Source organism: Lysobacter sp. GQ73 (assembly GCF_059758755.1).
This window is the reverse complement of record NZ_JCAXEE010000003.1, coordinates 491,375-517,611: the sequence shown is the minus strand read 5'-3', so window position 1 is coordinate 517,611 and position 26,237 is coordinate 491,375. Positions and strand designations below refer to the sequence as shown.

At 69.2% G+C, this 26,237-nt stretch carries 27 protein-coding genes and 1 pseudogene; 7 read left to right on the top strand and 21 right to left on the bottom strand.

Annotated elements, in window-relative coordinates; genetic code table 11:
• Positions 1-305: 305 nt before the first annotated feature.
• Both ftsH and rlmE read right to left on the bottom strand, forming a co-directional pair.
• Entirely contained in the window at positions 306-2,159 is a 1,854-nt protein-coding gene (gene ftsH / locus AC6CH2_RS12175) for an ATP-dependent zinc metalloprotease FtsH (RefSeq protein ID WP_498269544.1), read from the bottom strand.
• A 205-nt stretch (positions 2,160-2,364) separates the two neighbouring features.
• Positions 2,365-3,012, bottom strand: a complete 648-nt coding sequence (gene rlmE, locus AC6CH2_RS12170) for a 23S rRNA (uridine(2552)-2'-O)-methyltransferase RlmE (RefSeq protein WP_498269441.1) — start codon at positions 3,010-3,012, stop codon at positions 2,365-2,367.
• Between the two features lie 78 nt (positions 3,013-3,090).
• Between rlmE and yhbY the strand changes: the two genes are divergently transcribed.
• The 3 genes from yhbY to AC6CH2_RS12155 all read left to right on the top strand — a co-directional run bounded on the left by yhbY (position 3,091) and on the right by AC6CH2_RS12155 (position 4,513).
• On the top strand, positions 3,091-3,396 hold the full coding sequence (yhbY, locus tag AC6CH2_RS12165; RefSeq protein WP_408950589.1) for a ribosome assembly RNA-binding protein YhbY: 306 nt from the start codon (positions 3,091-3,093) through the stop codon (positions 3,394-3,396).
• 110 nt (positions 3,397-3,506) lie between these two features.
• On the top strand, positions 3,507-3,881 hold the full coding sequence (locus AC6CH2_RS12160; protein ID WP_498269440.1) for an Mth938-like domain-containing protein: 375 nt from the start codon (positions 3,507-3,509) through the stop codon (positions 3,879-3,881).
• Positions 3,878-4,513 carry a D-Ala-D-Ala carboxypeptidase family metallohydrolase gene (locus AC6CH2_RS12155; protein WP_498269439.1) on the top strand — a complete coding sequence of 212 codons (636 nt, stop codon included), beginning with the start codon at positions 3,878-3,880 and terminating at the stop codon, positions 4,511-4,513. Before AC6CH2_RS12160 ends, AC6CH2_RS12155 begins: the two co-directional genes overlap by 4 nt.
• Positions 4,514-4,538: 25 nt before the next feature.
• On the opposite strand, the gene AC6CH2_RS12150 is transcribed toward AC6CH2_RS12155, so the two are convergent.
• The 4 genes from AC6CH2_RS12150 to surE form a co-directional block, all read right to left on the bottom strand.
• The gene (locus AC6CH2_RS12150; protein WP_498269438.1) at positions 4,539-5,321 is read right to left on the bottom strand and encodes a peptidoglycan DD-metalloendopeptidase family protein; all 783 of its coding nucleotides are present in this window, start codon (positions 5,319-5,321) and stop codon (positions 4,539-4,541) included.
• Positions 5,322-5,390: 69 nt separating this feature from the next.
• Entirely contained in the window at positions 5,391-6,005 is a 615-nt protein-coding gene (locus AC6CH2_RS12145) for a YqaA family protein (protein ID WP_498269437.1), read from the bottom strand.
• A gap of 25 nt (positions 6,006-6,030) precedes the next feature.
• The gene (locus AC6CH2_RS12140; RefSeq protein ID WP_498269436.1) at positions 6,031-6,711 is read right to left on the bottom strand and encodes a protein-L-isoaspartate(D-aspartate) O-methyltransferase; all 681 of its coding nucleotides are present in this window, start codon (positions 6,709-6,711) and stop codon (positions 6,031-6,033) included.
• Entirely contained in the window at positions 6,708-7,511 is an 804-nt protein-coding gene (surE, locus tag AC6CH2_RS12135) for a 5'/3'-nucleotidase SurE (RefSeq protein WP_435396262.1), read from the bottom strand. The genes AC6CH2_RS12140 and surE overlap by 4 nt, the downstream gene beginning before the upstream one ends.
• Before the next feature lie 105 nt (positions 7,512-7,616).
• Between surE and AC6CH2_RS12130 the strand changes: the two genes are divergently transcribed.
• Positions 7,617-8,384, top strand: a complete 768-nt coding sequence (locus AC6CH2_RS12130; protein WP_498269435.1) for a helix-turn-helix transcriptional regulator — start codon at positions 7,617-7,619, stop codon at positions 8,382-8,384.
• Between the two features lie 307 nt (positions 8,385-8,691).
• Positions 8,692-9,270 carry a Smr/MutS family protein gene (locus tag AC6CH2_RS12125; protein WP_498269434.1) on the top strand — a complete coding sequence of 193 codons (579 nt, stop codon included), beginning with the start codon at positions 8,692-8,694 and terminating at the stop codon, positions 9,268-9,270.
• 39 nt (positions 9,271-9,309) lie between these two features.
• Here the strand turns inward: AC6CH2_RS12125 and AC6CH2_RS12120 are convergent, their stop codons facing one another.
• The 12 genes and pseudogenes from AC6CH2_RS12120 to AC6CH2_RS12065 all read right to left on the bottom strand — a co-directional run bounded on the left by AC6CH2_RS12120 (position 9,310) and on the right by AC6CH2_RS12065 (position 18,852).
• The gene (locus tag AC6CH2_RS12120; RefSeq protein WP_498269433.1) at positions 9,310-9,552 is read right to left on the bottom strand and encodes a hypothetical protein; all 243 of its coding nucleotides are present in this window, start codon (positions 9,550-9,552) and stop codon (positions 9,310-9,312) included.
• A gap of 251 nt (positions 9,553-9,803) precedes the next feature.
• On the bottom strand, positions 9,804-10,910 hold the full coding sequence (gene truD, locus AC6CH2_RS12115; protein WP_498269432.1) for a tRNA pseudouridine(13) synthase TruD: 1,107 nt from the start codon (positions 10,908-10,910) through the stop codon (positions 9,804-9,806).
• A complete protein-coding gene (ispF, locus tag AC6CH2_RS12110) occupies positions 10,907-11,386 on the bottom strand; it encodes a 2-C-methyl-D-erythritol 2,4-cyclodiphosphate synthase (protein ID WP_498269431.1) in 480 nt (159 codons plus the stop codon). Before ispF ends, truD begins: the two co-directional genes overlap by 4 nt.
• Before the next feature lie 202 nt (positions 11,387-11,588).
• Complete coding sequence (gene ispD, locus AC6CH2_RS12105; protein ID WP_498269543.1) at positions 11,589-12,290, bottom strand: 2-C-methyl-D-erythritol 4-phosphate cytidylyltransferase; 702 nt, start codon at positions 12,288-12,290, stop codon at positions 11,589-11,591.
• A gap of 207 nt (positions 12,291-12,497) precedes the next feature.
• Positions 12,498-12,848, bottom strand: a pseudogene (gene ftsB, locus AC6CH2_RS12100) (cell division protein FtsB); the annotation flags it as partial.
• Between the two features lie 16 nt (positions 12,849-12,864).
• Positions 12,865-14,151 (bottom strand): phosphopyruvate hydratase, encoded by a 1,287-nt coding sequence (gene eno / locus AC6CH2_RS12095; RefSeq protein WP_435396257.1) that lies wholly within the window; start codon positions 14,149-14,151, stop codon positions 12,865-12,867.
• A 289-nt stretch (positions 14,152-14,440) separates the two neighbouring features.
• Positions 14,441-15,274 (bottom strand): 3-deoxy-8-phosphooctulonate synthase, encoded by an 834-nt coding sequence (kdsA, locus tag AC6CH2_RS12090; RefSeq protein WP_435396256.1) that lies wholly within the window; start codon positions 15,272-15,274, stop codon positions 14,441-14,443.
• Positions 15,271-15,555, bottom strand: coding sequence for a hypothetical protein (locus AC6CH2_RS12085; protein ID WP_498269430.1), 285 nt, complete (start codon positions 15,553-15,555; stop codon positions 15,271-15,273). Before AC6CH2_RS12085 ends, kdsA begins: the two co-directional genes overlap by 4 nt.
• Positions 15,552-17,210 carry a CTP synthase gene (pyrG, locus tag AC6CH2_RS12080; RefSeq protein ID WP_498269429.1) on the bottom strand — a complete coding sequence of 553 codons (1,659 nt, stop codon included), beginning with the start codon at positions 17,208-17,210 and terminating at the stop codon, positions 15,552-15,554. The genes AC6CH2_RS12085 and pyrG overlap by 4 nt, the downstream gene beginning before the upstream one ends.
• 325 nt (positions 17,211-17,535) lie before the next feature.
• Positions 17,536-17,922: a DUF488 domain-containing protein gene (locus AC6CH2_RS12075; RefSeq protein WP_498269428.1), complete on the bottom strand. Its 387-nt coding sequence runs from the start codon at positions 17,920-17,922 to the stop codon at positions 17,536-17,538.
• 24 nt (positions 17,923-17,946) lie between these two features.
• Positions 17,947-18,357: a hypothetical protein gene (locus AC6CH2_RS12070; protein WP_498269427.1), complete on the bottom strand. Its 411-nt coding sequence runs from the start codon at positions 18,355-18,357 to the stop codon at positions 17,947-17,949.
• Positions 18,358-18,624: 267 nt separating this feature from the next.
• Entirely contained in the window at positions 18,625-18,852 is a 228-nt protein-coding gene (locus AC6CH2_RS12065; RefSeq protein WP_498269426.1) for a hypothetical protein, read from the bottom strand.
• A gap of 323 nt (positions 18,853-19,175) precedes the next feature.
• Between AC6CH2_RS12065 and parE the strand changes: the two genes are divergently transcribed.
• Both parE and AC6CH2_RS12055 read left to right on the top strand, forming a co-directional pair.
• The gene (gene parE, locus AC6CH2_RS12060) at positions 19,176-21,095 is read left to right on the top strand and encodes a DNA topoisomerase IV subunit B (protein WP_498269425.1); all 1,920 of its coding nucleotides are present in this window, start codon (positions 19,176-19,178) and stop codon (positions 21,093-21,095) included.
• Between the two features lie 448 nt (positions 21,096-21,543).
• On the top strand, positions 21,544-21,936 hold the full coding sequence (locus AC6CH2_RS12055) for a hypothetical protein (protein WP_498269424.1): 393 nt from the start codon (positions 21,544-21,546) through the stop codon (positions 21,934-21,936).
• Between the two features lie 57 nt (positions 21,937-21,993).
• Here AC6CH2_RS12055 and AC6CH2_RS12050 read toward each other — a convergent pair whose 3' ends face one another.
• From AC6CH2_RS12050 to AC6CH2_RS12040, 3 genes are read right to left on the bottom strand one after another with little or no spacing between them, the layout of a single operon-like run.
• The gene (locus AC6CH2_RS12050; RefSeq protein ID WP_498269423.1) at positions 21,994-23,256 is read right to left on the bottom strand and encodes a winged helix-turn-helix domain-containing protein; all 1,263 of its coding nucleotides are present in this window, start codon (positions 23,254-23,256) and stop codon (positions 21,994-21,996) included.
• Complete coding sequence (hutG, locus tag AC6CH2_RS12045) at positions 23,253-24,059, bottom strand: N-formylglutamate deformylase (protein ID WP_498269422.1); 807 nt, start codon at positions 24,057-24,059, stop codon at positions 23,253-23,255. Before hutG ends, AC6CH2_RS12050 begins: the two co-directional genes overlap by 4 nt.
• 8 nt (positions 24,060-24,067) lie before the next feature.
• Positions 24,068-26,218 carry a S9 family peptidase gene (locus tag AC6CH2_RS12040; RefSeq protein ID WP_498269421.1) on the bottom strand — a complete coding sequence of 717 codons (2,151 nt, stop codon included), beginning with the start codon at positions 26,216-26,218 and terminating at the stop codon, positions 24,068-24,070.
• Positions 26,219-26,237 lie beyond the last annotated feature (19 nt).

The following is a 26,237-nucleotide window of genomic DNA, read 5'->3' as shown; positions in this document are numbered from 1 at the left end:
CTCGGGACTCGGGACTCGGGACTCGGGACTCGGGACTCGGGACTCGGGAAAGAGTTTTCGCGCTGCCTCGAGCTTACGCAAGCATTCTGCTGCTTAATTTTCGCTCGGAAGCAAAGACATCCGCCTAACCTGGATATCTTCCAGGCTCCGGCCGTTGCCAATCCAAACCCGGCCCAAACAAAACGGCGCCCGATTTCTCAGGCGCCGTTCGCTTTGTGCTCTACCGAGTCCCGAACCCGAGTCCCGACGCTTCACCGAGTCCCGAGTCCCGGTGCTCTACCGAGTCCCGAACCCCGAGTCCCGAATTACGTCTGAGCCGCAGGCCCGCCGATCTGGCTGCCGGGGCGGCCAGGACCCGGGTCGTCCTTGGAGATGCGGCCCGACTTGGCCCAGTCGGCCGGCGGACCCGGCTCGCGGCCGGCCATAATCTCGTCGATCTGCGCGGCATCGATGGTTTCGTACTGCAGCAAAGCCTCGGCCATCATGTGCAGCTTGTCGAGGTTGTCCTTGAGGATCTGCGAGGTACGGCCATAGGCCTTGTCGAGGATGCCGCGCACGACTTCGTCGATCCGGCGCGCGGTCTCGTTGGACACGTTCTTGTGCTGGGTGACCGAACGGCCGAGGAAGACTTCGTCTTCTTCTTCGCCGTAGGCGATCGGGCCCATCTCGTCGCTGAGGCCCCACTTGGTGACCATGTTGCGGGCCATCTTGGTGGCGCGCTCGATGTCGTTGGACGCGCCGGTGGTGACCTTGTCGACGCCGAAGATCAACTCCTCGGCGACGCGGCCGCCGTACAGCGAGCACAGCATCGACTCGATCGCGACGCGGTTCATCGAGTACTTGTCGCCTTCCGGCAGGTACATGGTCACGCCGAGGGCGCGGCCGCGCGGAATGATGGTGACCTTGTAGACCGGGTCGTGCTCGGGCACGACGCGGCCGACGATGGCGTGGCCGGCCTCGTGGTAGGCGGTGAGCTTCTTCTCGTCCTCGCTCATCGCCATCGAGCGGCGCTCGGCGCCCATCAGGATCTTGTCGCGCGCCTTGTCGAAGTGCTCCATGCGCACGTCCTTGCCGTTCTCGCGCGCGGCGAACAGGGCCGCCTCGTTGCACAGATTGGCCAGGTCGGCGCCGCTGAAGCCCGGGGTGCCGCGGGCGATGGTCATCGGCTCGACGTCGTCGTGCAGCGGCAGCTTGCGCATGTGCACGCGCAGGATCTGCTCGCGGCCCTTCACGTCCGGCAGGCCGACCACGACCTGGCGGTCGAAACGGCCCGGACGCAGCAGCGCCGGGTCGAGCACGTCGGGGCGGTTGGTCGCGGCGATCACGATCACGCCTTCGCCGCCTTCGAAACCGTCCATCTCGACCAGCAACTGGTTGAGGGTCTGCTCGCGCTCGTCGTGACCGCCGCCGAGACCGGCGCCGCGATGGCGGCCGACCGCGTCGATTTCGTCGATGAAGATGATGCACGGGGCATGCTTCTTGGCCTGCTCGAACATGTCGCGCACGCGGCTGGCGCCGACGCCGACGAACATCTCGACGAAGTCGGAACCGGAAATGCTGAAGAACGGCACCTTGGCCTCGCCGGCGATGGCGCGCGCGAGTAGAGTCTTGCCGGTGCCCGGCGGGCCGACCATCAGCACGCCGCGCGGGATCTTGCCGCCGAGCTTCTGGAACTTGGAGGGGTCGCGCAGGAACTCGACCAACTCGCCGACTTCTTCCTTGGCCTCGTCGCAGCCGGCGACGTCGGCCAGGGTCACCTTGACCTGGTCCTCGCCCTGCAGCTTGGCGCGCGAACGGCCGAAGCTCATCGCCCCCTTGCTGCCGCCCTGCTGCATCTGGCGCATGAAATACACCCAGATGCCGATGAACAGCAGCCAGGGCAGGACGTTGATCAGGATCACCACCAGCGACGGGCTGCTCGACTGCGGCGTCTGCACCGTCTCGACCTTGTGGTTGAGCAGGTCGTTGATCAGGTACGGGTCCTGCGCAGCGTAGGTCGTGAACTTGGTGTCGTCCTTGCGCGTGCCGGTGATCGTCGTGCGGTCGTCGGAGAACTTGATCTCCTTGATCCGGTCGCTCTGGACTTGAGCGATGAACTGATCGTAGGGGATCGCTTCGGTGCTGGGCGTACGCGGGCCGAACGCCTGGAACACCACCATCAGCACGACGGCGACGATTACCCAAAGCAGCAAATTCTTGGCCAAATCGTTCATGTATTTCCTAGCCTGCGGCCCTGTGGGGCCTCGTGTCCTCCGACGCCTCTTGCGCCGGCGGTACCGCTCAGATTGTCACACCACCCGCGGCCGGACACCTGCCCAAAGCAGGTGGGTCGGCCGGCCGTCCGTCGGCCCGACGCCCTGGCGTTCAGGTCGGGACGGCCCGCTTGCCCTGCGCCAGCGCATACACCTCCGGGGATCGCTTGCGCGAGGCCGCCGGCTTGCGGATCGAGACCTTGGCGTAGCGACGGCGCAGTTCCCGCACGTAATCGTCGAAGCCCACGCCCTGGAACAGCTTGATCAGGAAGGTGCCGTCGACCCTTAAATGCCGGTCGGCGAAATCCATCGCCAGCTCGGAAAGGTGCATCGCCCGCGGCAGGTCCACCGCGTCCACACCGCTCATATTGGGGGCCATGTCCGACAGCACAAGGTCCACGGTCTGCCCGGCCAGGGCCTGTTCGAGCTGGGCCAGGACCTCGTCCTCGCGGAAATCGCCGAGGATGAACTCGACCCCGGCCAGGCCCGGCATCTCCAGGATGTCCAGGGCGATGATCCGGCCCGGCTTGGCCGCGTTCAGGCGATCGAGCTCCTGGCGCAGCCACTGCGACCAGCCGCCCGGGGCGGCGCCCAGGTCGACCACGACCATGCCCGGCTTGAGCAGGCGGTCGCGCTCGACCAGCTCTTCGAGTTTGTAGGCGGCGCGCGAACGCAGGCCTTCGGCCTTGGCCTTCTTCACGAAGGGGTCGGAGAAGTGTTCCTTGAGCCAGCGCTGGCTGCTTTTGCTGCGGGTCGCCATGGGCGGGCGGCCGTCCCGGTGGGGGTTGGGGACGCCATGATACCCTGAGCGCCCCTCCCGCTCCGTTCGTGTGACCCAATGCCCACCCTGTTGACCTCCGCCCAGACCCGTTTCCTGCGCGGACAGGCCCACGACCTCAAGGCCATGCTCCAGGTCGGCGGCAAGGGCATCACCGATGCGCTGGTCGCCGAGGTCGATAGCGCCCTCGAGCACCACGAACTGATCAAGATCAAGGTCGGCGCCGAAGACCGCGACACTCGCGACGCAGCCATCGCTGAGATCGCCGAGCGTACCGATGCCGCCCTGGTCCAACGCATCGGCCACACCGCCGTGCTGTACCGCCCGAGCAAGGAAAAGCGCCAGATCGTCCTGCCGCGGACTTGATGAGGCCCGGACTGGGGGCATAGGAAATCCGAACGCCCCGGCCCTGTTCCACTCAGGCTTCCAGTCATCCCGCTTCCCGATTCCGGCCTCCCGATTTCGATTCCCGCCCCATGCTGCTGACCCTGGAACGCCCCGATCACGAGTTCTTCCTGCGCGGCGCCGACGGCCAGGTCGCCCTGGTCAACGATCGCCGCCTGGAACGCAGCTTCATCCTCGCGCCGAACCGATTGATCGAAGACTGGTCGGTGCGCGACGTGAAAACCCTGGGCATCGAGGACCTGGCGCCGCTGTTCGCGCTGGAGCCCGAATTGATCGTGCTCGGCTGCGGCGCGACCCAGGCTTTTCCCCCGGCAGCGACCCTGGCCGCCTGCCTCGGCCGCGGCGTCGGCCTGGAAACCATGACCAACCCCGCCGCCGCGCGCACCTTCAACGTGCTGGCCGGCGAAGGCCGGCGCGTGGTCATGGGGTTCGTGCTCGGCGCATGAAGCCGGCCGCGCCGCATTCGCGGCGGCCGGCCTTCCTGTTCGCCCCGACCCTGGCAATCGTGGGGATCCTGCTCGGCGCCTGCGCCCTGCCCTCGCCGGCCGAGCGTTACCAGCGCTGGCTCGACGACGGCCGACGGGCTGCAGTCGAGGAGTACCGCGACTACCTGCGCGCCCACGGCGCCGCCGACGTCGTGCCGCTGAGCCAGTTGTTGCGCAGCGGGCGCCGCTGGCGGATATGCGGCGCGCCCGAGTTCGCGCTGCCGCCGAAACCGGCCTGGCCGGATACCTTGCGCACGCTGCGGCTGATCGGCGAACTGCGCCGGGCCAGGCTGCTCGATGGCGCCGAAATCACCTCCGGCTATCGCGACCCGGCCCTCAACCGCTGCGAAGGCGGCAGCTCGCGCAGCCGCCACATGAGCGGCGGCGCCTATGATTTCGACCTGGCCGCCGATGCGCCGGCCCGCGAGCTGTGCGGGTTCTGGCGCCGCCGCGGCGAGGCGACCGGCTTCGGCCTCGGCTTCTACGATCGCCGCCATCTGCATATCGACAGCGCCGGTTTCCGCACCTGGGGCAGCGATTACTCGCGCACGAGTTCGCTGTGCCGGGGTTCCGCGCCGGCCCGGCCGGGCTGAGCCCGCGCCGGCTTGTTTCGCCGGCTTACCTCGCCGGCAAATACAGCAGCGGGTCGACCGGCTTGGCGTTGTAGCGCACCTCGAAGTGCAGCATGTCGCGCGCCGCGCCGCTGCGGCCCATCTCGGCGATCTGCTCGCCGGACTTGACCACCTGGCCTTCGTTGACCAAGCGCTTGCGGTTGTGGCCGTAGGCCGACAGCCATTGTTCGTTGTGCTTGACGATGATCAGCTCGCCATAGCCGACCAGGCCGGTGCCGGAATACACCACCACGCCGTCGGCCGCGGCGCGCACCGCGGCGCCGCTGGAGCCGCCGATGTCGACGCCCTGCTTGGTCGGCTCGTTGGCGACGTAGCGGCTCAGCAAGGGGCCGTCCGCCGGCCAGCGCCAGCGGATGCCGCTGTTGATCGGAGCGGCGACCGGCGCCGGCGCGGCGGGCCGCGGCGCGCTGCCGCTGTTGACTGGCGCGCCCGCGGACGGGCGACCGGCGCCGCCGCTGGACGGATACAGGCGCAGACGCTGGCCGGGATACAGGGTGTAAGGCGGCGACAGGCCGTTCCAGGCGGCGAGATCGGCCAACTGGATGCCGTTGTTGGTGGCGATCCGGTACAGGCCTTCGCCGCGCTGCACGACCACTGTCGCGCCGGGCTTGGGCCTGGAAGGACGCGGTGGCGCCGGACGCGAGGGGCCGCGGCTGGAATGACCGCGCGAGGGTTCGCGGACCACGGTGCTCGAACAGCCGATCAGGGCAAGCGCGGCCAGAACGCAGGCGGCCATCGCCAGGGTCGGGGTCCGGGTCGTCTCGATCATGCGCATCCTCGTGCAGCGTTCGTGTTCCGGTGTTTCGTCATCGCGGGTTCGCAGTGGTCCTCAGCGGCCTCAGCCCTGCTGCGAGTGCCATATCAGCCAGACTACGGCGATCGCGATGATGGCCGTGGCAATCCAGCCGATCGGCTCGATGTAGCGTCGCAAGGTCGCCTCGGCGCGTTCGCCGCCGATGCGGATCGCCAGCGCCAGCAGGAACACGCGCTTGCCGCGGCCGATCAACATGCTCAGCACGTATTGCAGCATAGGCACGCCGACGATACCCGACGCCCAGGTGAACACCTTCATCGGGATCGGCATGAAACCGCCGAGCACCAGGAAGGTGAACACCGCCCACGGCGACTCGGCCATCTTGGCCTGGACCGTGGCGATGCCGGACTCGATGCTGGTCAGCATGCCCATCGCCGCGAACACCGGCTTGAGCGCCTCGAAGGCGTAATGGCCCAAGGCGTAGCCGACCAGGGCGCCGGCCATCGAGCCGATCAGGCTCAAGGTGGCGAACCAGAACGCGCGCCGCGGCGCGCCCACGCACATCGGCGCCAGCATCACCTCGGGCATGATCGGGAAAATGATGGCTTCCACGAAACTCAAGCCGGTGAGATAGGCCGGCGCGTGGCGATGCCGGGCCCAGGTCAACGCGCGCTCGTAGAGCGGTCCGAAGATCTTCAAAAGCGAACCCCTGTCGGGTGTGGTGTCAGTCGATCATGCCCGACAGCAATGGCACGAAGACCACCGGCGCGAGCGTGTGTTGGCTGATGTTGCCGTCGGCGTCCTTGCGCAGCTTCAACAACGACTGCGACGAGGACGCGCCGACCGGCGCGATCAGGGTGCCGCCGACCGCGAGTTGGTCGGTCAGCGCGTCGACCAGCGCCGGCGCGGCCGCGGTGACGATGATCGCGTCGAAAGGACCATTCTCGGGCCAACCGATGCGGCCGTCATCGTGCTTGCTGCGCACGTTGAGACCGAGTTGGCGGAAACGCTTGCGCGCGGTGCGCAACAACTCGCCGATGCGTTCGACGGTATGCACTTCCAGGCCGAGCGCGGCCAGGATCGCGGCCTGGTAGCCCGAGCCGGTGCCGATCTCGAGCACCTTGCCGGGGATGCCGTCTTCGAGCAGGGCCTCGGTCATCTTGGCCACCACCCAGGGCTGGGAAATGGTCTGGCCGTGGCCGATCGGCAAGGCGGTGTCTTCGTAGGCGCGCATCGCCAGCGCTTCGTCGACGAACAAGTGGCGCGGCACGGTGCGCACCGCGTTGAGCACGCGCTCGTCGCGGATGCCGGCCTCGCGCAGGCGCTCGACCAGGCGGTCGCGCACGCGCTGCGAGGTCAGGCCGCTGCCGATCGCCTCGGGCTGCAGGCGCATGCGCTGGATCATGCGACCGACTCCGGCGCACGCGGCTCCGGCTGCGCGAGCGCATCGGCCAGGCCGCCGACCCAGCTGGCGACCTGGTCGAGCGCCTGGTAGCGGGTCAGGTCGACATGGATCGGGGTGATCGAAATGTTGCCGGTACGCACTGCGTTGAAGTCGGTGCCCGGGCCGGCGTCCTGCTCGGCGCCGGCCGCGCCGATCCACCACCACTGGCGGCCGCGCGGGTCCTGTTGCGGAGTACAGGCCTCGGCGCGATGGCGGTTGCCCAGGCGGGTGACTTCGAAGCCGGCGATCTCGCCCCAGGGCAGGTCGGGCACGTTGACGTTGAGGATGGTGTCGGCCGGCAGCGGGTCGGTGCGCAGGCGGGCGATGATCTCCACCGCCGCGCGCGCCGCGGTCTCGTAGTGGCGGCCGACGTGGTCGGCGGTCGCCAGCGACATCGCCACCGCGGGCAGGCCGAGGAAACGGCCTTCCATCGCCGCGGCGACGGTGCCGGAATAGATCACGTCGTCGCCGAGGTTGGCGGTGTTGTTGATGCCGGACACGACGATGTCGGGCTCGACCTCGAGCATGCCGGTAATCGCCACGTGCACGCAATCGGTCGGCGTGCCGTACACGCGCCAGGTCGATTCGTCGAGCTTGTGCACGCGCACCGGCATGTCCAGAGTCAGCGAATTGCTGGCGCCCGAACGGTCGCGATCGGGAGCAACCACGAGCACCTCGTGACCTGCTTCGCGCAGCCCCTGGGCGAGGATGCGAATGCCGGGTGCGTCGACGCCGTCGTCGTTGCTGACCAATACGCGCATGAGGATTCCGCAATCAAAGGCAGGATGATACCCGATCTGGCCGGGGCGTTCGGAGCGGCGGCGGGCGTTAAGATGGGCTCCGTACCGACTGAATGCAGGCAAGGCATGCAGTATTGGGAGCATATCGATCGCGTGTTGCGCGCCGCGTCGCTCGACGAGGTGAAATCGGCCACGTCCGCCTATACCAGGGCGCTGGGATTTCAGCATCATGGCTATGCGATGAAACTGCAGGAGCCGACGCTGCAGCCCGGCCTCGGCAGCGGGCCGTCGGACGACTTCTTTTTCTTCGAGGATTTCGCCAGCGACTGGTCCAAGACCTATCCCGGCCTCGCCTCGGCCCAGGCCGAGCGCTCCGACCCGCGCATCATCCAGGCCCGCGAAGGCCTGCCGGCGGCGTCGTGGAACTGCCGAGGCCAGACCAGTTACGAGCTCGGCGCGCGGGTCTACCTGCGGCAGCGCGCGCGGCGCACGCTCGAGATCGCCGGCGAGCACGGACTGCGCGGCGGCATCACCGTGCCGAGCTGGTCGCAGGGCATGCGCTGGGCGTTCATGACTTTCACCCACACCGCGGTGGTCGACCCGCGCGAGATGGTCCCGACCGTGGCATCGGCGGTGTATTTCGTCAGCTGCATGCAGGCCAGCCTCGACCGGCTGATGCGGCTGCGACAGACCCTGCCGACGATCAGCGAACGCGAGCGCGAAGTGCTGCGCTGGTCGGCGATCGGCAAGACCTCATGGGAGATCTCGGTGATCCTGCGGATCAGCGAGCGCACGGTGAACTTCCACCTGCAGCAGACCGCGCGCAAGCTCGGCGTCAAGGGCCGCCGCGCCGCCTGCGCGCGTGCGGTGGCGCTGGGCCTGATCTTTCTGTAGTCCGCCTCGCCGTCGCCGCTGCGGCGGCCGTGGCGCCGCTCGATCCGGCGGCGATTCCCTCCCGGATCATGCCGGCGGCGACGCGCCGGTCCCGCTCGGCCCTCACCTGTCTGTTCTTACAGGCCGTCCCGCAGCCGCGCCTGCGCCCATGCTGAACTGGGCGCACGCGGTGTTCGCCGACGCATGCGCGCCGCACGGCGCGAGGGGACTTCGCGGCGCGCACCGCTGCTTGGTTTTTCCCCGGTGACGGCCCGATACCGACGGGCCGCAGGTCCCAAGGACGGGCCGGGGCTTTTATGCTGTGGCCATGACGCCCCCACCCGACCGTCCCGAAGACGACGACAGCGACGACGCGGCCCTGTTTCGCGCTGCGATCGGCGAGATCCGCCGCCTGCCCGACGCGCCGCTGCCGCCGACCTCGCCGAAGCCGCGGCCCCGCGCGCGCATGGCCGAACGCGACGAGGCCGAGGCCCGCGACGAGTTCCGTCACGCGCTGGAAGAAAACCTGCTCGAAGCCGGCGATGCCCTGAGTTATCGCCGCGACGAGCTGCCGCCGCGGGTATTCGCGAAGCTCAAGCGCGGCGAGATCTCGGCCCAGGAAGAGCTGGACCTGCACGGCAGCCCGGTGCGCGAGGCCGAGGCGCTGCTGCGAGCGTTTCTCAACGACGCCCGCGAACACGGCGTGGGCTGTGTGCGGGTGATCCACGGCAAGGGCCGCGGCGGCGGCAACGACTACATCGACAGCCGCGGCCTGCCGGTGCTCAAGAACCTGGTCGACCGGATGCTGCGCCAGCGCGCCGACACCCTGGCCTTCCACTCGGCGCCGCCCGCGCAGGGCGGCACCGGAGCGGTGCTGGTGCTGCTGGCGCCGCGCAAACGGCGCTGAGCCGCGAGCCGGGCTCGGCGGCCGGACCCGCCGGCGGCGTCACTCTTGCTGGTGCCCGCCCATGGTGCGGCGATCCGGCGGATTGACCCAGACCACTTCGATGCCGCGCCGCTTGGCCAGGCGTTCGACCGCGGTGACGTAATGATCGTCGCGCGACATGCCGGCGACGGCGTGTTTGGACAACGACGGCTCGGCGTAACTGGTCTTGGTGTGGGTCCCGGCGCACGCCGCCAGGCCCAGCACCGACAACGACAGGACGGCAATACGCGAAATAGCGTTCATGACCCGGCTCCCTGACGCGGTGGAGTCCGGCGGCGGCTTGGCGCTGCCGAACGGCAACCGGCACCTGCCGGCTGTCACCTTCGGCTTATACGCCGGCCGGAACCGTGAACCAGTGCCGCCGCACCGCATCCGACGAACGGTCGCTCTGGACGGCCGAAAGCGGCGAAAACGCCGGCGAATTCGCGGTTCCCGGTCAGTCGCCAGCGGCGCCCGCGAGGATTGCGCGAGCGCCGCGTCGCGTGTAGCCGGGCTCAGCCCGGGCCGGAACGGATCTCGCCGAGTTCGGCCAGGACCACGGTGGCGTAAGCGCCGGCTGGCAGGGCGAAGGACACTTCCAGCGCGCCGTCGTCGAGCCAGCGCCAGGCCAGCCCGTCCGGGCGCAGGCGCAGCGCGCGGCGTTCCTGATCGAGCCCGGCCGCTTCCAGGCCCGCGCGCAAGGCCGTGGCCTGCTCGCCTTCGAGCGCGGCCAGCTCCAGCGCCCGCACCTGGTCGGTGCTGCGCAGCTCGCCGCGCCCCCACAAGGGACCGCTGGGGTGGATGTCGAAAGCCGCCAGGCGTTGCGCGAGCGTCTCGCTCCAGGCTTCGGGGCCGAACACGCTGCGGCTGCCGGCCAGCGCCCAGACCTCCCCGGTCAGCGGCGCGCCGTCGCGCAGGCCGTCCCAACTGCCATCGGCCACGCGCACCGCGAGGGCGCGGTTGAACAGTTCCGAGCGCGCCGCCGACAGCAACAGGCTGCGCTGTTCGCGACGCACCCGGCGCCCGGCGAACATCGCCAGCGCGTTGGCGACGTTGTCGCCGTCGCGGCCGAAGCGTTGTTCGCCGAAGTAGTTGGGCACGCCGCGCGCGGCGATCTGCGCCAGGCGCGCGTCGATCGCTTCGCGCTCGCCCTCGATCTCGCGCAGGGTCAGCACGAAACGATTGCCTGCCAAGGCGCCGCGCGGCAGCTTCTTCGCGTGCCACTGGCTGTCGAGCACACGCAACTCGTCGTCCTGCAAGCCGGCCAAGTCCGGCGCGATGCGCTTGGGCAGGTGCACGCTGAAGCGCTGCACGGTCACCGCATACCGGTCCTTGAGCCCGGCGTAGCCGATGCCGACCTCGCCGATCCCGGCCCAGGCGGCGATGCGCTTGGCCGCGAAGGCGGTGTTCATGCCGCGCTTCTCCACCGTCAGCAGCAGATGCTCGCCGCTGCCGCTGGCGGCGAAGCCGGGCAGTTCCTCGACCCGGAAGTCCTCCGACGAGGTGCGGATGCGCGCGCCGAGCACGGCCGCGCCGTGGGCGCGCGCGAGCGCGGGCTCCTGCGCGTCGGCGGCCCGTTCGGCAGGCGCCTGCGCGATGCCGTCCCCCGAATCCTCGCTCATGCCGACACCAGCAGGCAGACCGCCATCGCCGCGATGCCTTCGCGGCGACCGGTGAAACCGAGTTGTTCGCTGGTGGTGGCCTTGACGCTGATCGCGTCGAGCTCGACGCCGAGATCGGCGGCCAGCGCCTCGCGCATCGCCTGCGCATGCGGGCCGACCTTCGGACGCTCGCAGACCACGGTGACGTCGGCGTTGCCGAGTTTGTAGCCGCGTTCGGCGATCAGCACCTGGCAATGGCGCAGGAACTGGCGGCTGTCGGCATCGCGCCAGCGCTCGTCGCTGGGCGGGAAATGCTGGCCGATGTCGCCGAGCGCGAGCGCGCCGAGCAGCGCATCGCACAGCGCATGGATGACCACGTCGCCATCGGAATGCGCGACCACGCCGCGGTCGTGCGGCACCCGCACCCCGCCGAGCATGATGTGGTCGCCGTCGCCGAATGCGTGGACGTCGTAGCCTTGGCCGATGCGAATGTTCATGAGTGGACCTGCGGTAAAGAAGCGAGCGAAGAGGAGTGAGTTGAAGCGGGAGCCGGAGCGTTGGCGCCGGCATGCCGCGCCTTCGCTCGCTCCTCACCCCTCACAGAAGGAGTGAGCGAAGAGGACTCGGGAGTGAGCGGAAGCAGGAGCCGAGCGTTGCGCCGGCATGCGGCGCCTTAGCTCACTCCTCACTTTTCACTCCTCACTTCGATCTCCCAAATGTTGTCAACAGGTAGTCCGCCAACGCCAGATCCGCCGGCGTGGTCACCTTCAGATTGTCTTCGCGGCCCTCGACCAGGCGCGGTTTCGCGCCCATGCGCTCCATCGCCGAGGCTTCGTCGGTGACGATCACCCCGGCCTGCGCCGCCGCCTCCAGCGCCGCGGTCAGCGCGCCGCGTCGGAACGCCTGCGGAGTGAACGCGCGCCACAGACCGTCGCGCGGCTCGGTCGCGGCGATGCGGCCGTCGGCGGCGCGCTTCAGGGTGTCGCGCAGGGGCGCGCCGAGGATCGCGCCGTCGGCGCTGGCTTCGGCCGCCGCGACCAGCCGGTCGAGATCGTCGCCGCGCAGGTTCGGCCGGGCCGCGTCGTGGACCAGCACCAGGGCGGCCTCGCCAACCTCGTCGGGCAGCGCGCGCAAGGCGGCCAGCACCGAGTCGGCGCGCTCGCCGCCGCCGATGCAGCGCAGCACCGGCTTGCCGTGGAACTCGCTCCAGCCCGGCCACAAGCTGTCGCCGGGCGACAACGCGACCATCGCCCCGACCACGCGTGGATGCGCGAGCAGAGCGTGCAGGGCGTGCTCGATCAGCGGCTTGCCGGCCGCCTGCTGATACTGTTTCGGCGTCGGCCCGCCGAAGCGCTGGCCGCGGCCGGCGGCGGGAATCACGGCCCAGATCATGCGTCGTATTCCTCGAAAAAACCCAGGCGCGAAGGCGTCGCCGCGTTCATCGCCTCAATGCGCCGGCCGCTCGCGCACCGGGGCCGGCGGTTCGGACTGCGCCGGGGACGGCAACGTGTCGGGCGCCGGCGGCGGCAATTCGCTCGGCGGTTCGTCGACCTGTTCTTCCAGGGTCGATTCGTCCGGCGCGGCCTGCTCGCCCGGCACGGCGCCGTTCTGCACCGCGCTGACCGCCGCGGCCGCATTCGCCCCCGGCGCCTGCGGCCTGGCCTCGACCACGCGGTAGAAGGTCTCGCCGGGCTTGATCATGCCCAGCTCGCTGCGCGCGCGTTCCTCGACCGCGGCCTCGCCGGACTTGAGGTCCTCGACTTCGGCCGCGAGCGCGCCGTTGCGTTGCTCCAGCCCTTCGTTCTCGCGGATCTGGCCGTCGACCTGGGCCTGCAGCGCGGCGACGCTGCCGCCGCTGCCGCCGCCGGCCCACCACAGCCGATACTGCAGAAAAGCGAGCAGCGCCAGCAGCGCCAGTACCAGCACGCTCAGCCAGGGCTTGCCCGTCTTCTCGACCATCGCGACTCAGCCGCGCTCAGCGACGCAGCGACACGAACGCATCGCGGCCGGCGTACTTCGCCGCGGCGCCGAGCTGCTCTTCGATGCGCAGCAACTGGTTGTACTTGGCGACGCGGTCGCTGCGGCACAGCGAGCCGGTCTTGATCTGGGTGGCGGTGGTCGCCACCGAGATGTCGGCGATGGTGGTGTCCTCGGTTTCACCCGAACGGTGCGAGACCACGGCCGCGTACTTGGCCGCGTCGGCCATCGCGATCGCTTCCAGGGTCTCGGTCAGGGTGCCGATCTGGTTGACCTTGATCAGGATCGAGTTGGCCACGCCCTTGTCGATGCCTTCCTTGAAGATCTTCGGGTTGGTCACGAACAGGTCGTCGCCGACCAGCTGCACCTTGTTGCCGAGCTTGTCGGTCAGCAGCTTCCAGCCGGCCCAGTCGTCCTCGGCCATGCCGTCTTCGATGGTCACGATCGGGTATTGCGCGGCCCAGCCGGCCAGGAAGTCGACGAACTGCTCGCTGGTCAGGCGCTTGCCTTCGCCGACGAGGTGGTACTTGCCGTTGTCGTAGAACTCGGTGGAGGCGACGTCCAGGCCCAGCAGGATGTCTTCGCCGGCCTTGTAGCCGGCCTTGCCGATCGCTTCGAGAATGGTTTCCAGCGCTTCTTCGTTGCTGCGCAGGTCGGGGGCGAAACCGCCCTCGTCGCCGACCGCGGTGCTGAGGCCGCGGCCCTTGAGCACCGACTTCAACGCATGGAACACCTCGGCGCCGGCGCGCAGCGCCTCGGCGAAGGTCGGCACGCCCACCGGCAGGATCATGAATTCCTGCAGGTCGACGTTGTTGTCGGCATGGGCGCCGCCGTTGATGATGTTCATCATCGGCACCGGCAGCACCGCGGCGCGGTCGCCGGCGATGTGCTTCCACAACGGCAGCTTGCGCGAAGCGGCGACCGCATGCGCGTTGGCCATGGAAACGCCGAGCAGCGCGTTGGCGCCCAGGCGGCCTTTGTTCTCGGTGCCGTCGAGATCGATCATGCGGCGGTCGAGGCCGGCCTGGTCGGTCGCGTCCAGACCCTTGAGCGCCTGGGCGATGGTGGTGTTGACGTTCTCGACGGCCTTGCGCACGCCCTTGCCGAGGTAACGGGTCTTGTCGCCGTCGCGCAGTTCGACCGCTTCCTTGCTGCCGGTCGAGGCGCCGGAGGGGACCAGGGCGCGGCCGAAGCTGCCGTCGGCCAGGGTGACCTCGGCTTCCAGGGTCGGGTTGCCTCGGCTGTCGAGGATTTCGCGGGCGTGGATCTGGGTGATCGTGCTCATGTCGGAGGCGTTGGAGTTCAGTGGGAAAGGGGTCGGGACGAACGATAGCCGAGTTCGCGGCCGGCCCGGGTGGGCGCCGTCGAAATTGGCGACATTCGGTGGCGGATCGACTCGGTCCGCAGCGGCGAGGACACCGCGCGGGCGGAACCGCGCGAGAGCTCAAGCCGGCCCGGGGGGCGCCGGGCGGGATGCGGACCGGAATGCGGACGGGAGCGCGGGCGGGACGACGGACGCCCCGGCCCGACGGCGGCCGCTTGGCGGCCGGGCTCGCACCGCAACGCCGGCGGCATCAGAAATCTTGTTCCAAAAAACCGTTCTTCTTGGTGATGCGGTCCAGCTCGACCATGGTCTCGAGCAGCGCGCGCATCTTCGGCAGCGGCACCGCGTTGGGGCCGTCGGACAAGGCTTCCTCGGGGCGCGGATGGGTTTCCATGAACACCCCCGACACGCCGACCGCGATCGCCGCGCGCGCCAGCACCGGCACGAACTCGCGCTGGCCGCCGGACTTGCCGTCCATGCCCCCGGGCAACTGCACCGAGTGGGTCGCGTCGAACACCACCGGGCAACCGGTGTCGCGCATCACCGACAGCGAGCGCATGTCGCTGACCAGGTTGTTGTAGCCGAAGCTCGCGCCGCGTTCGCAGGCCATGATCTGCTGGTTGCCGGTGGCCTGGGCCTTCGCGGTGACGTGCTTCATCTCCCACGGCGACAGGAACTGGCCCTTCTTGATGTTGACCGGCTTGCCGGCGCGCGCGACCTTCTGGATGAAGTCGGTCTGGCGGCACAGGAAGGCCGGGGTCTGCAGCACGTCGACGACCGAGGCAACCTCGTCCATCGGCGTGTATTCGTGCACGTCGGTCAGCACCGGCACGCCGATCTGGCGCTTGACCTCGGCCAGGACCTTGAGCCCCTCTTCCATGCCCGGGCCGCGGAAGCTCGTCGCCGAGGTGCGGTTGGCCTTGTCGAAGCTGGACTTGAAGATGAAGGGAATGCCGAGCGCGGAGGTGATTTCCTTGAGCTGTCCGGCGACGTCGAGCTGCAGCTGCATCGACTCGATCACGCACGGGCCGGCGATCAGGAAGAACGGTTGATCGAGGCCTACGTCGAAACCGCAGAGTTTCATTGTGTGTTCCCAAGAGAGGCCGACGCGGAATCGGACGCCGATCCCGCGTTGCGACGATGACGCAGATGACTCACCGCGCCGATCGCCAGCGCGATGACGGCGAGCAGCAGCAAAGGCACGGCGATCGACGCCGCGCCGAGTACATAAAAGCCGGCGAGCAGCCCGGCGACGCGCGATACGGCCAGACCGGACACCAGCACCGCCGCCCCGGCCACGCCCAGGATCGCCGCGGTTTTCAGCGGCGCGGACGCAATGGAAGCGGCGGGCGCGGCGGGGTTCATCCCCGCACTTCCTTCAACAGCTTGCCGCCGGCCTTGGCCTCGCGCGCGGCGCGCACGAAACCGATGAACAGCGGGTGGCCGTCGCGCGGCGTCGACAGGAATTCCGGGTGCGCCTGGCAGGCCAGGTACCAGGGATGCTCGCTGCGCGGCAGTTCGACCATCTCGACCAGCAGGTCGTCCATCGACTTGGCCGAGATCACCAGGCCGGCGTCCTCGAGCTGGCTGCGATAGCGGTTGTTGAACTCGTAGCGGTGGCGGTGGCGCTCGCCGACCACGTCCTTGCCGTACAACTCGCGCGCCAGGGTGCCCGGCTTGATCCGCTGGTCCTGCAGGCCCAGGCGCATGGTGCCGCCGAGGTCGCTGGTTTCGCTGCGGCGTTCGACTTCGCCGGTGGCGGTGCGCCACTCGGTGATCAGGCCGATGACCGGATGCGGGCTGTTCTTGTCGTTCTCGGTGCTGTTGGCGTTGTCGAGGCCGGCGACGTGGCGCGCGTAATCGACTACCGCGGCCTGCATGCCGTAGCAGATGCCGAAGTACGGAATCTTGTGTTCGCGCGCGTAGTTCGCGGTCGCGACCTTGCCTTCGAAGCCGCGATCGCCGAAGCCGCCCGGCACCAGGATACCGTCGACGCCCTTCAGCGATTCCACGCCGTCGCGCTCGATCTCGCTGGATTCCAGCCACTTCAGCTTGACCTTGGTGCGCTGGCGCAGGCCGCCGTGCTTGAGCGCTTCCGACAACGACTTGTAGGCGTCCTGGTGGTCGATGTACTTGCCGACCACGGCGATGGTGACCTCGTCGACCGGATGCTCGGTGGCGTCGACCACTTCGTTCCATTCGCGCAGGTCGGCCGGGCCGGCCTGGATACGCAGGCGGTCGAGGACGATCGCGTCCAGGCCCTGCTCGTGGAACCACTGCGGCAGCTTGTAGATGTTGTCGAGATCGACCGCCGAGATGACCGCTTTTTCGGGCACGTTGGTGAACAGGGCGATCTTGCGGCGGTCGCTGTCGGGCAGCGGCTGTTCGCTGCGGCACAGCAGGACGTCGGGCTGGATGCCGATCGAACGCAGTTCCTTGACCGAGTGCTGGGTCGGCTTGGTCTTCAACTCGCCCGCAGCAGCGATGAACGGCACCAGGGTCAGGTGCATGAACAAGGCGTGCTCGGGGCCGCGCTCGGTGCGCAGCTGGCGGATCGCTTCGAGGAACGGCAGCGACTCGATGTCGCCGACCGTGCCGCCGACCTCGACCAGGGCGACGTCGAAGCCTTCGGTGGCCTCGACGATGCAGCGCTTGATCTCGTCGGTGATGTGCGGGATGACCTGGACGGTGCCGCCGAGGTAGTCGCCGCGGCGTTCCTTGCGGATCACGTTCTCGTAGATCCGTCCGGTCGTGATCGAATTCTTGCGGCTCAGGCGGGTGCGCAGGTAGCGCTCGTAGTGGCCGAGGTCGAGGTCGGTCTCGGCACCGTCGTCGGTGACGTAGACCTCGCCGTGCTGAAACGGGCTCATCGTGCCCGGATCGACGTTGATGTAGGGGTCGAGCTTCATCATCGTCACGCGCAGCCCGCGCGCTTCGAGGATGGCCGCCAACGAGGCTGCCGCGATGCCCTTACCCAAGGAGGACACCACGCCGCCGGTGACGAAAATCAGGGGAGTCATGGATTTTGCTGCCGCTGGAAAGCCGCAGTTTACAGGCTTGAAGGTGAAGCCGCGACTGCTTGACAGCGCCGGCGGTCGCCTGGAGGACCCGAGAAGCCCGATGCGGCAAGGCGACCGCGGAATCGGCCGATTATCGGCCGATGTCGGCGAGCTGTCGGCCTGCGGCCTCGAGGATTGCGGGCGGCCCCTTCCCGCGAGCGCTCAGGTCGCGGCCAGGCTCCAAGGGTGGGAACGGCGCAAGCCGCGGCCGCGCCGCTTCGACCGCAGGCGCAGGGGCGGCCGATCGCGGCACCATGGAACGCCGCCCCCAGGGGCTCGCAGCACCTCAGGCCAGCTTGGCGCCCTTGCCGGCCAGCAGTTCGCGCAGCACCGAGCGATGGCAGCGCGCCTCGTCCTCGCAATAACAGCCGACCGAGAAATCGGTGTGCTGCGACAGGGTCGCGAGCAATTGCAGGGCGTGGCCGTTGTCGGGTGTGGCCATCTCGGCCCGGTACCTGCGCACGAACGCATTCCACTGAGCCGGAGTCTGCGCTTCCTGGCCGAGCCTGACCGCCTCCGCGCTCGGCGCCAGGTTCGGGAACCAGACGTCGTACCAGTCCCGGGTCGCGAATTCGCGCTTCGGCACCCCGCGCGGCGGCCGCCGCACCGTGCCGATGCGGGTGCCCTCGCCGTCCAGGCGCGGGCTGCCGAGTCTGACGATACGAATCGCCAATACTGCATTCTCCTCGGTTCGTGCTTAGCCGGGTACGGCCGTGGCCGGACATGACCGCCGTGCGCCACGGTAGCCCGACAGGACGCCGGCGGCCAAGGCGACACTGGTGGCCGCCACCATCGCCGCGTGCCTGACGACCCCGTCGAAGTAAGTCCCTTCGCCGAGTTTGACATCGGACCATTGGTCCAGGCTGATGAACGCCGCCCACGATAGCCATAACGGCAACAAGGCCGGCGCCAGGAAGTAACGGCGCGCCACCCATCCGGCGAGTCCACCGGTCGCCGCAAGGATAGCGACCACCGCCAGCAGCGAGGTCAGTCCGAACGTCTCGAACTCGTCGCTGAGCGGCATGAATGCCAGGGCAGCCCACAACCCGAGCACTTCCAGGCACAGGGCGAGCGCCACTCGCGCCAGGTCGAACAGCCATCGTTTCATTTGCGACTCCCCAGCTTCGTCACCGGCCGCTGCTGCGACGTAGGCCGATGCTAGAGGGCGGCGGTCCGTTCAGGCGCCGGCTAGCCGGGTCGCGCGCGAAGTAGCGGATAACGCTACCGGCGGCCTTGCGATGAACTACCCCGGACAGGCGAAATCCCCCTGCCAGCCGGCCAAGAGCGCCGCAGTGCGCCGGACGCCGTCGGCAGCAACGAAAACGCCCCGGCGAGCCGGGGCGTTCGGGGAAACCTGGCGGATGACGCGACCGGATTACTTGTCGCCTTCCTCTTCCGGCTCGACGCCGCGGTCGCCGGACTGCTTCTTGTCGGCCTTGGCCTTCTTCTGGGCCTCGGCCTTCTTCGCATCCTCGGCTTTTTTGGCCTCTTCGGCTTTCTTGGCCTCGGCCTGCGGGTCCTGCTGCGCGAATGCGGCAGGCGCGACCAGCATGGCCAGGGCGGCGGCGATGGCGGCGGGGAGCACGAGCTTGCGGATGTTCATGGTGTGGCCTCCTGACGGAATGGGGACCGGCGCGATCGACCGCGCCGCGTGTCGTGGGCAGAGCGCCATTCGGCGCACCGCTTCCCTGAGCGACGGGGCGGACCCTAACCCCTACCCCCATGCTGGTGGCTGAATCGACCGATATCAAGCCGCGCCGGCGCGACCGCCGCGGCTACGCCAGCGCACCGGTGCGGTCCGGTCTCAGCGGCCGAGACGCAGGCGCGGCAAGCTTGGCGCCGATTCTTCACGCCGCCCGGCTTGACCACCTAGCCCGCCGTCGCCATCCTCGCCGCTCCGAACACCACGGCCACGCCCTTCAGTTAATGAGCAGTCGCTATAACGCCGCCGACATCGAAGTCCTCTCCGGGCTGGACCCCGTCAAACGACGCCCGGGCATGTACACCGACACCACCCGCCCGAACCATCTGGCGCAGGAGGTCATCGACAACGCGGTCGACGAGGCGCTGGCCGGCCACGCCCGCAGCATCGAGGTCGTCCTGCACGCCGACGGCAGCTGCGAGGTCTCCGACGACGGCCGCGGCATGCCGGTCGACATCCACCCCGAGGAAGGCATCCCCGGCGTCGAGCTGATCCTCACCCGCCTGCATGCGGGCGGCAAGTTCAGCAACAAGAACTACACCTTCTCCGGCGGCCTGCACGGCGTCGGCGTGAGCGTGGTCAACGCGCTGTCTAAGCTGGTCGAAGTGCACATCAAGCGCGACGGCAACGAATACCGCATGACCTTCCAGAACGGCGACCGCGCCACCCCGCTGGAAGTGGTGAACACGGTCGGCAAGAAGAACACCGGCACGCGCGTGCGCTTCTGGCCCGACGCGAAGTATTTCGACACGCCCAAGTTCAACCTGCGCTCGATCAAGCACGTGCTGCGCGCCAAGGCGGTGCTGTGCCCCGGCCTCAACGTCAAGCTGTTCGACGAGGCCAGCGGCGAGCGCATCGAGTGGTATTTCGAAGACGGCCTGCGCGACTATCTGTCGGGCGAGCTGCGCGACGGCCAGCCGCAGCGCGAACTGCTGCCGCCGGAGCTGTTCGTCGGCCAGCTCAAGAAGGACACCGAAGTGGTCGACTGGGCGGTGGCCTGGGTACCCGACGGCGAGCTGGTCCAGGAAAGCTACGTCAACCTGATCCCGACCGCTCAGCACGGCACCCACGTCAACGGCCTGCGCACCGGCTTCACCGATGCGCTGCGCGAGTTCTGCGACTTCCGCAACCTGCTGCCGCGCGGCGTCAAGCTGGCCCCGGAAGACGTCTGGGACCGGGTCGCCTTCGTGCTCAGCATCAAGATGACCGACCCGCAGTTCAGCGGCCAGACCAAGGAACGCCTGTCCTCGCGCCAGGCCGCCGGCTTCGTCGAGGGCGCCGCCCACGATGCGTTCTCGCTGTGGCTGAACCAACATACCGAGCTCGGCGAGCGCATCGCCCAGCTGGCGATCGAGCGCGCCGCCGCGCGCCTGAAGACCGAAAAGCAGATCACCCGCAAGAAGATCACCCAGGGCCCGGCCCTGCCCGGCAAGCTCGCCGACTGCAGCTCGCAGGACCTCTCGCGCACCGAGCTGTTCCTGGTCGAGGGCGATTCGGCCGGCGGCAGCGCGCGCCAGGCCCGCGACAAGGATTTCCAGGCGATCCTGCCGCTGCGCGGCAAGATCCTCAACACCTGGGAAGTCGCCTCCGGCAGCGTGCTGGGCTCGCAGGAAGTGCACGACCTGGCGGTCGCGATCGGCTGCGACCCGGGCAAGGAAGACATCAGCGGCCTGCGCTACGGCAAGGTGGTGATCCTCGCCGACGCCGACTCCGACGGCCTGCACATCGCGACCCTGCTCAGCGCCCTGTTCCTGCGCCACTTCCCGGCGCTGGTCGCCAGCGGCCACATCTTCGTGGCGATGCCGCCGCTGTTCCGCGTCGACGTGGGCAAGACCGTGTTCTACGCGCTCGACGAGGAGGAAAAACGCATCCTCCTGGAAAAGATCGAGCGCGAGAAAGGCGACCGCAAGAAGGGCCTCAGCGGCGCGGTCAACGTCACCCGCTTCAAGGGCCTGGGCGAGATGAACGCCTCGCAGCTGCGCGAGTCGACCATCCACCCCGACACCCGCCGCCTGGTCCAGCTGACCATCGACGACAACGCCCAGACCCATTCGCTGATGGACATGCTGCTGGCCAAGAAGCGCGCCAGCGACCGCAAGTCCTGGCTCGAAACCAAGGGCGACCTGGCGACGCTCGAAGTCTGAACCCCGCCCTGCCCCGATGGCCACGGACGAACGCCGCCTCGTGCGGCGTTTGTTTTTTGCCGTCCAGGCGCGGCGCGTAATCCAGCCAGGGCCCGGCCGGCGTGGCTCGGCGACTGCGCCTTGGCCCATAGCGGGCCGCCGAGGCCGCCGCGTGCCCCCTGCCGGCCTGGCGCCGCCAGCGTTTTACATGACCTCCGCGCCGTTCGCGGCAGCCGTGGCTCCTGGACGATCTTCGCCGGAAACGGCGTTTATCCGAGGAGTACGGGCTCCTGGCGCGACGCGTTTCTTTTTCGCAACGCCCGCCTTGCGGCGTTGTCTCCGGCATCACGCCGTCATGCCGCGACTTGCGGCAGCTTGAGCGCATCGCCGGACCAGGAGATCGATATGCCGTCCTGTCCCGGCCACCCACTGCCCGCCCCGGGTGGGCGCCTTACGGAGGGACCGCGCCATGGCCGTTGAACGGTTCGAAGGTGCCTTGAGCGAGCGCGATGCCGATGCCTACGCCGAGGCGCTGGCCGATGCCTTTCCCGCCGGCTTCGAAAATCCGCGCGGGCGTTTGTTCGGCGTGCTGGCCTGGTTCGCCCTGCTGCTCGGTCCGGTCCTGGCCTGGCTGTTCGTCTTCGGCCTGACCTCGGACGAGCAATGCGGCTCCTGGAGCCTGCAATGCACCGGCCGCGCGATCCTGTTCACCGCGGCGAGCTGGTTGTTCGGCAGCTTGCTCGCGGGCACCGCACTGCTGTGCCGCGAACGCCGCAGCATCGCGGTGCCGGCGCTGGTGCTGAACCTGATTGCGCTGGCGGGGCTGATCGGCGCGAGCGTGCTGATTTCGAAGTTCAACTGATCGACTGAACCGGCGGCTGAACCCGCGGCTGAACCCGCGAGGCTAGGCCGCCGCCGTTCAAGCCGCCGCTGCGGCGCCGAGCGCACGCCTCAGCAGGGGTGCGAACGCCGCCGGCCGGCAACGGTTCAAGCGCACCGCCGGCGCCTCGTGCCAGCGCGCGCAATCGTCGATCGCCCGCGCGATTTCGGCGGCCAGGGCCTCGTCGGCGGCGACGCCCTCCTCCAGGTACAAGGCCTTGACCTCGAACACGCCCTCGGCGCGGTGCGCCTTCGCATCCAGGCGGCCGACCAGTCGCCCGCGCACCAGGATCGGCAGGACGAAATAGCCGTAGCGGCGCTTCGGCTCCGGGGTGTAGCACTCCAGGGTGTAGTCGAAACCGAAGAATTCGCTGGCGCGTTCGCGGTCCCAGACCACCGGATCGAACGGCGACAGCAGGGTCGAGTGGGTCGCGCGCAGGCGACCGGCCGCGGCCAGGGCGAGGGCCTCGGCATGATCGCGATGGACATAGCCCGGCGCGGCCCAGCCCTTGACCTCGACCCGCAACAGCTCCCCGGCCTCGACCGGTTCGGCCAGGTCCGCATCGCGCAAGCGCGGCCGCAGGCGGAAATAATCGGCGACCCAGCGCGCCTGGGCGATGCCCAGCGCGCGCACCGACTTGAGCAAGGTCTCGCGCCGCACCGTTGCGGCGTCGATCGGCGTGCTGTCCCAGCCGGGCACCGCCACGCCGGCGACTCGTTCGGCCAGATCGTAGACGCGGTGGAAATTGTCGCGCCGCGCGACCATCAGCTCGCCCAGGGCGAAGCCGGCTTCGAGCCAGCGCTTCTCGTCCTTCCAGCCCCACCAGCCGCCGCCGGCGGATGCGGGCCCGCGTTCGAAGTCCGAGGACTTCACCGCGCCGAACTCGCGGATATGACCGAGCAGGCGGTCGATCTTGGCGCCGCTGCTCTGGCGATGCCGCTGGGCGTTGCGGATCGCCCAATGGTGCGCGCGTTGCGGCAAGGCGTTGCGATGCAGCAGGTAGTCGCTCATCGGCGCGAAACAGGCCTCGTGCGCCCAGACCTCGAAGATCTCGCGTTCGGCCAGCAGTTCTTCCAGCCAGCGCGCGCGGTAAGCGCCGACCCGCGAAAACAGCACCAGGTACGGGCTGCGCGCGACCACGTGGATGGTGTCGATCTGCAGCAACTGCATGCGCGCGATCGCCGCGAGCAAATCCGGCCGGCGCGCGCGCCGGCGCGGGCGGGCCAGCAGGCCTTGCGCGGACAGGTGCAGCGCGCGTGCCTGGCCGGGGCTCAGCAACGGCGCCGTCGGCGCCCGGGTCATGCCTCGCCGGTGTCCAGGGTCGCGCGCAGCAAGGCCTCGATCACGACCTGCAGGCGCACCGCCTTGCTTTCGTCGTAGGCGAAGGAGCTCTCGTCCATGTAGTTGCGCTGGCTGATCTCCAGCTGCACCGCCTGCACGCCGATCTCGGGATCGCCGTAGTGCCGGGTGATGTAGCCGCCCTTGAAGCGGCCGTTGGCCACCCATTCGTAGTCGCTCTGCGCCGCCAGGATGCGTTCGAGGCGGACCTGCAGTTCCGGCAGGCAGCTCTTGCCGGCGGCGGTGCCGAGGTTGAGGTCGGGCAAGCGGCCCTCGAACAGGAACGGCACCTCGCCGCGGATCGAATGGCCTTCCCATAACACCGCGCGGCCGTGCTCGCCGCGGATGCGGTCGAGCTCGGCGACGAGGGTGTCGTGATACGGGCGCCAATACAATTCGACGCGCTCGGCGACCTCGTCCGGCGTCGGTGCCTGCCCGTCGAGATACACCGCCTCGCCGCTGAACTGCACCGCCGGACACAGGCCGGTGGTGTTCTGCCCGGGATACAGCGAAGTGTCGTCGGGCGGGCGGTTCAGGTCGACCACGTAGCGCGAATAGCTCGGCACGAGGATCGAGGCGCCGAACGCGCGCGCCAGCGCGTACAGGCGCGACACGTGCCAGTCGGTGTCCGGCGCGCGCCGCGCCGAGTCGACCATGCGCGCGGCCAGCGCGTCGGGGATCAGCGAACCGTCGTGCGGCAGGCTGATCAGCAAGGGCGCGTTGCCGCGGTGCAGGCGGTAGACGGGTTCGCTCGGGTGCGGCGTCATGCGTTCGCTCAATCGGCGCCGGGCTTCAGCTGCCGGCGGAAGAACTCCATGGTACTGCGATGGACCTGCAGCCAGGTCGCATGACGCAGGAAGAAATGGTCTTCGTCGGGCAGGACCAGGGTCTCGACCGGCACGTCGCGCGCGCGCAGGCGCTCGACCAGATCCACGCTCTGGGAGAATTTCACCGCGCGGTCGTCGTCCCCGTGCACGAACAGCACCGGCGAACGCCAGCTGTCGACGTGAGCGGCCGGCGAGGACCGCCAGGCCAGTTCCAGTTCGTCCGGGCCGAGCCCCCACAGGCCGCTGTTGTCGCCGCCCTTGGCGCTCTCGCGCCAATCGTGGACGCCGTGGCGATCGACCCCGGCCGCGAACAGGTCGGAATTGCGCGCGAGAGCCGAGGCGGTCAGGAAGCCGCCGTAGGAGCCGCCGTAGATGCCGATCCGACGCACGTCGACGTCGTCGCGCTTGGCCAGGTAGGCCTGCGCGGCCAGCACGTCCTGGTATTCGCTGATACCGCGCGGGCCCTGTTTCTCGGCGCGGCGGAAGGCCTGGCCGTACTGGGTGCCGGCGCGGAAGTTCAGCGCCAGCACCACGAAGCCCTGGCTCGCCAGCCATTGGTTGCTGGCGTAGTCGGCGTAGTAATAGCTGCCGTAGTGCCAGCCCGGCAGCATCTGCCGGACCGGGCCGCCGTGCACGTAGACCAGCGCCGGGCGCTTGCCCTTGAACGAGGCCGGCGGCTCGAACACGGTCGCGTGCGAAACCACGCCGTCGCTGGCGCGCAGGCGGATCGTCTCGGGCTGGACCAGACGGTCGATCGGAAAACGCGCGGGCAACTGCGCCGGGAAGATCCGCCGCAGCTCGCCGCCGCCGCGCGGCATCACCGCGATCGCACTCGGCCGGCGTGCGTCGGCGTGGCGGAACGCGAGCCATTGGCCGCCGGCGACCGCGACCGGCTCGGTGGCGATCTCGTGCTTGCCGGTCAGCAGCTTCTGCGCGGCGCCCTTGGCGTCGACGACGAACAACTGCCGGTAATCGAGATCGGCGCAATTGCCGCTGAAGAAGAAGCGGCCGTCCTCGGCCAGTTCGCTGGTTTCGGCCTCGCATTCGCCCCGGCTCAGCGCGACCGGCTCGCCGCCCTCGGGCGACAGCGCGTACCAGTGCAGCCAGCCGCTCTGCTCGGAACTGAACACCAGGCGATTATCGCGGCTCCATTGCAGTGGCTTGGGCTCGGCGAACTGGGCGTAGCCGCCGGCGCGGTCGTTGGAGCGGAACACTCGCTGGGCCCGGCCGCCGGCGGCATCGGCGACCCAGATCTCGAACGGATTGGCGCCGGTCAGGTCGAACTGCTCGCCGATGCGCGCCGCGGCCCTGCGCAGGAAGGCGATGCGGCGGCCGTCCGGCGACCAGGCCGGATGGCTGTCGCGATTGAAGTCGGCCCCGATCCAGCGCACGGTGCGCGCAGCCAGGTCGAGCACGCCGATGAAGCTGTGGTCGCCGCGGTCGCTGGTGAAGCCGAGTCGCTTGCCGTCGGGCGAAAACGCCCACGCGCTGTTGCTGCCGCGGGTCTTGATCAGGGCTTCCTTGCACCAGTCCGGCGCCTTGATCCCGGGCAGCGCATGGCAGGCCAGCGCGCGGCCCTGCACCAGCAAGGCATCGCCGTGCGGCGCGAACTGCATGCCGCGGCCGGCGGCGATGCGTTGCGGCTTGCCGGAACCGTCGCTGGCGACGACCCACACTGCCTGCTCCTGGCCGTCCGGGTCGCTGGTCGGATTGCTGTTGTTGCCGGCGGCGTCGGGCCCGCTGCCGCGCACATAAGCCAGCCAGCGGCCGTCGCGGCTGAGTTGCAACGGGCCGATCGCCTGGCCGTCGTCCTCGTCGTAGGCGGTGAGTTGCCGCGGCGCGAAGCCCGGCGCGCGCGCCGCCCAGACATTGCGCACGCCTTGTTCGTTCGACACCCAGGCCAGCACCGGCGCATCGGCCGCGCCGATCATCTGGTCGGGCCGCGGCACGCTGAGCAGGTCGGCGATGTCGATCGCCGGCGGCGCGGCGACGGCCGCGTTCGGCCAAGCCAACAAAGCCGTGCCCAACCACGCCGTGCCGAACAACATCGCGGCGCCGATCGCGCCGCCGCGGATCCAATGACGTCCCTGCTGATTCATCGTTACCCCTACTCGGAGC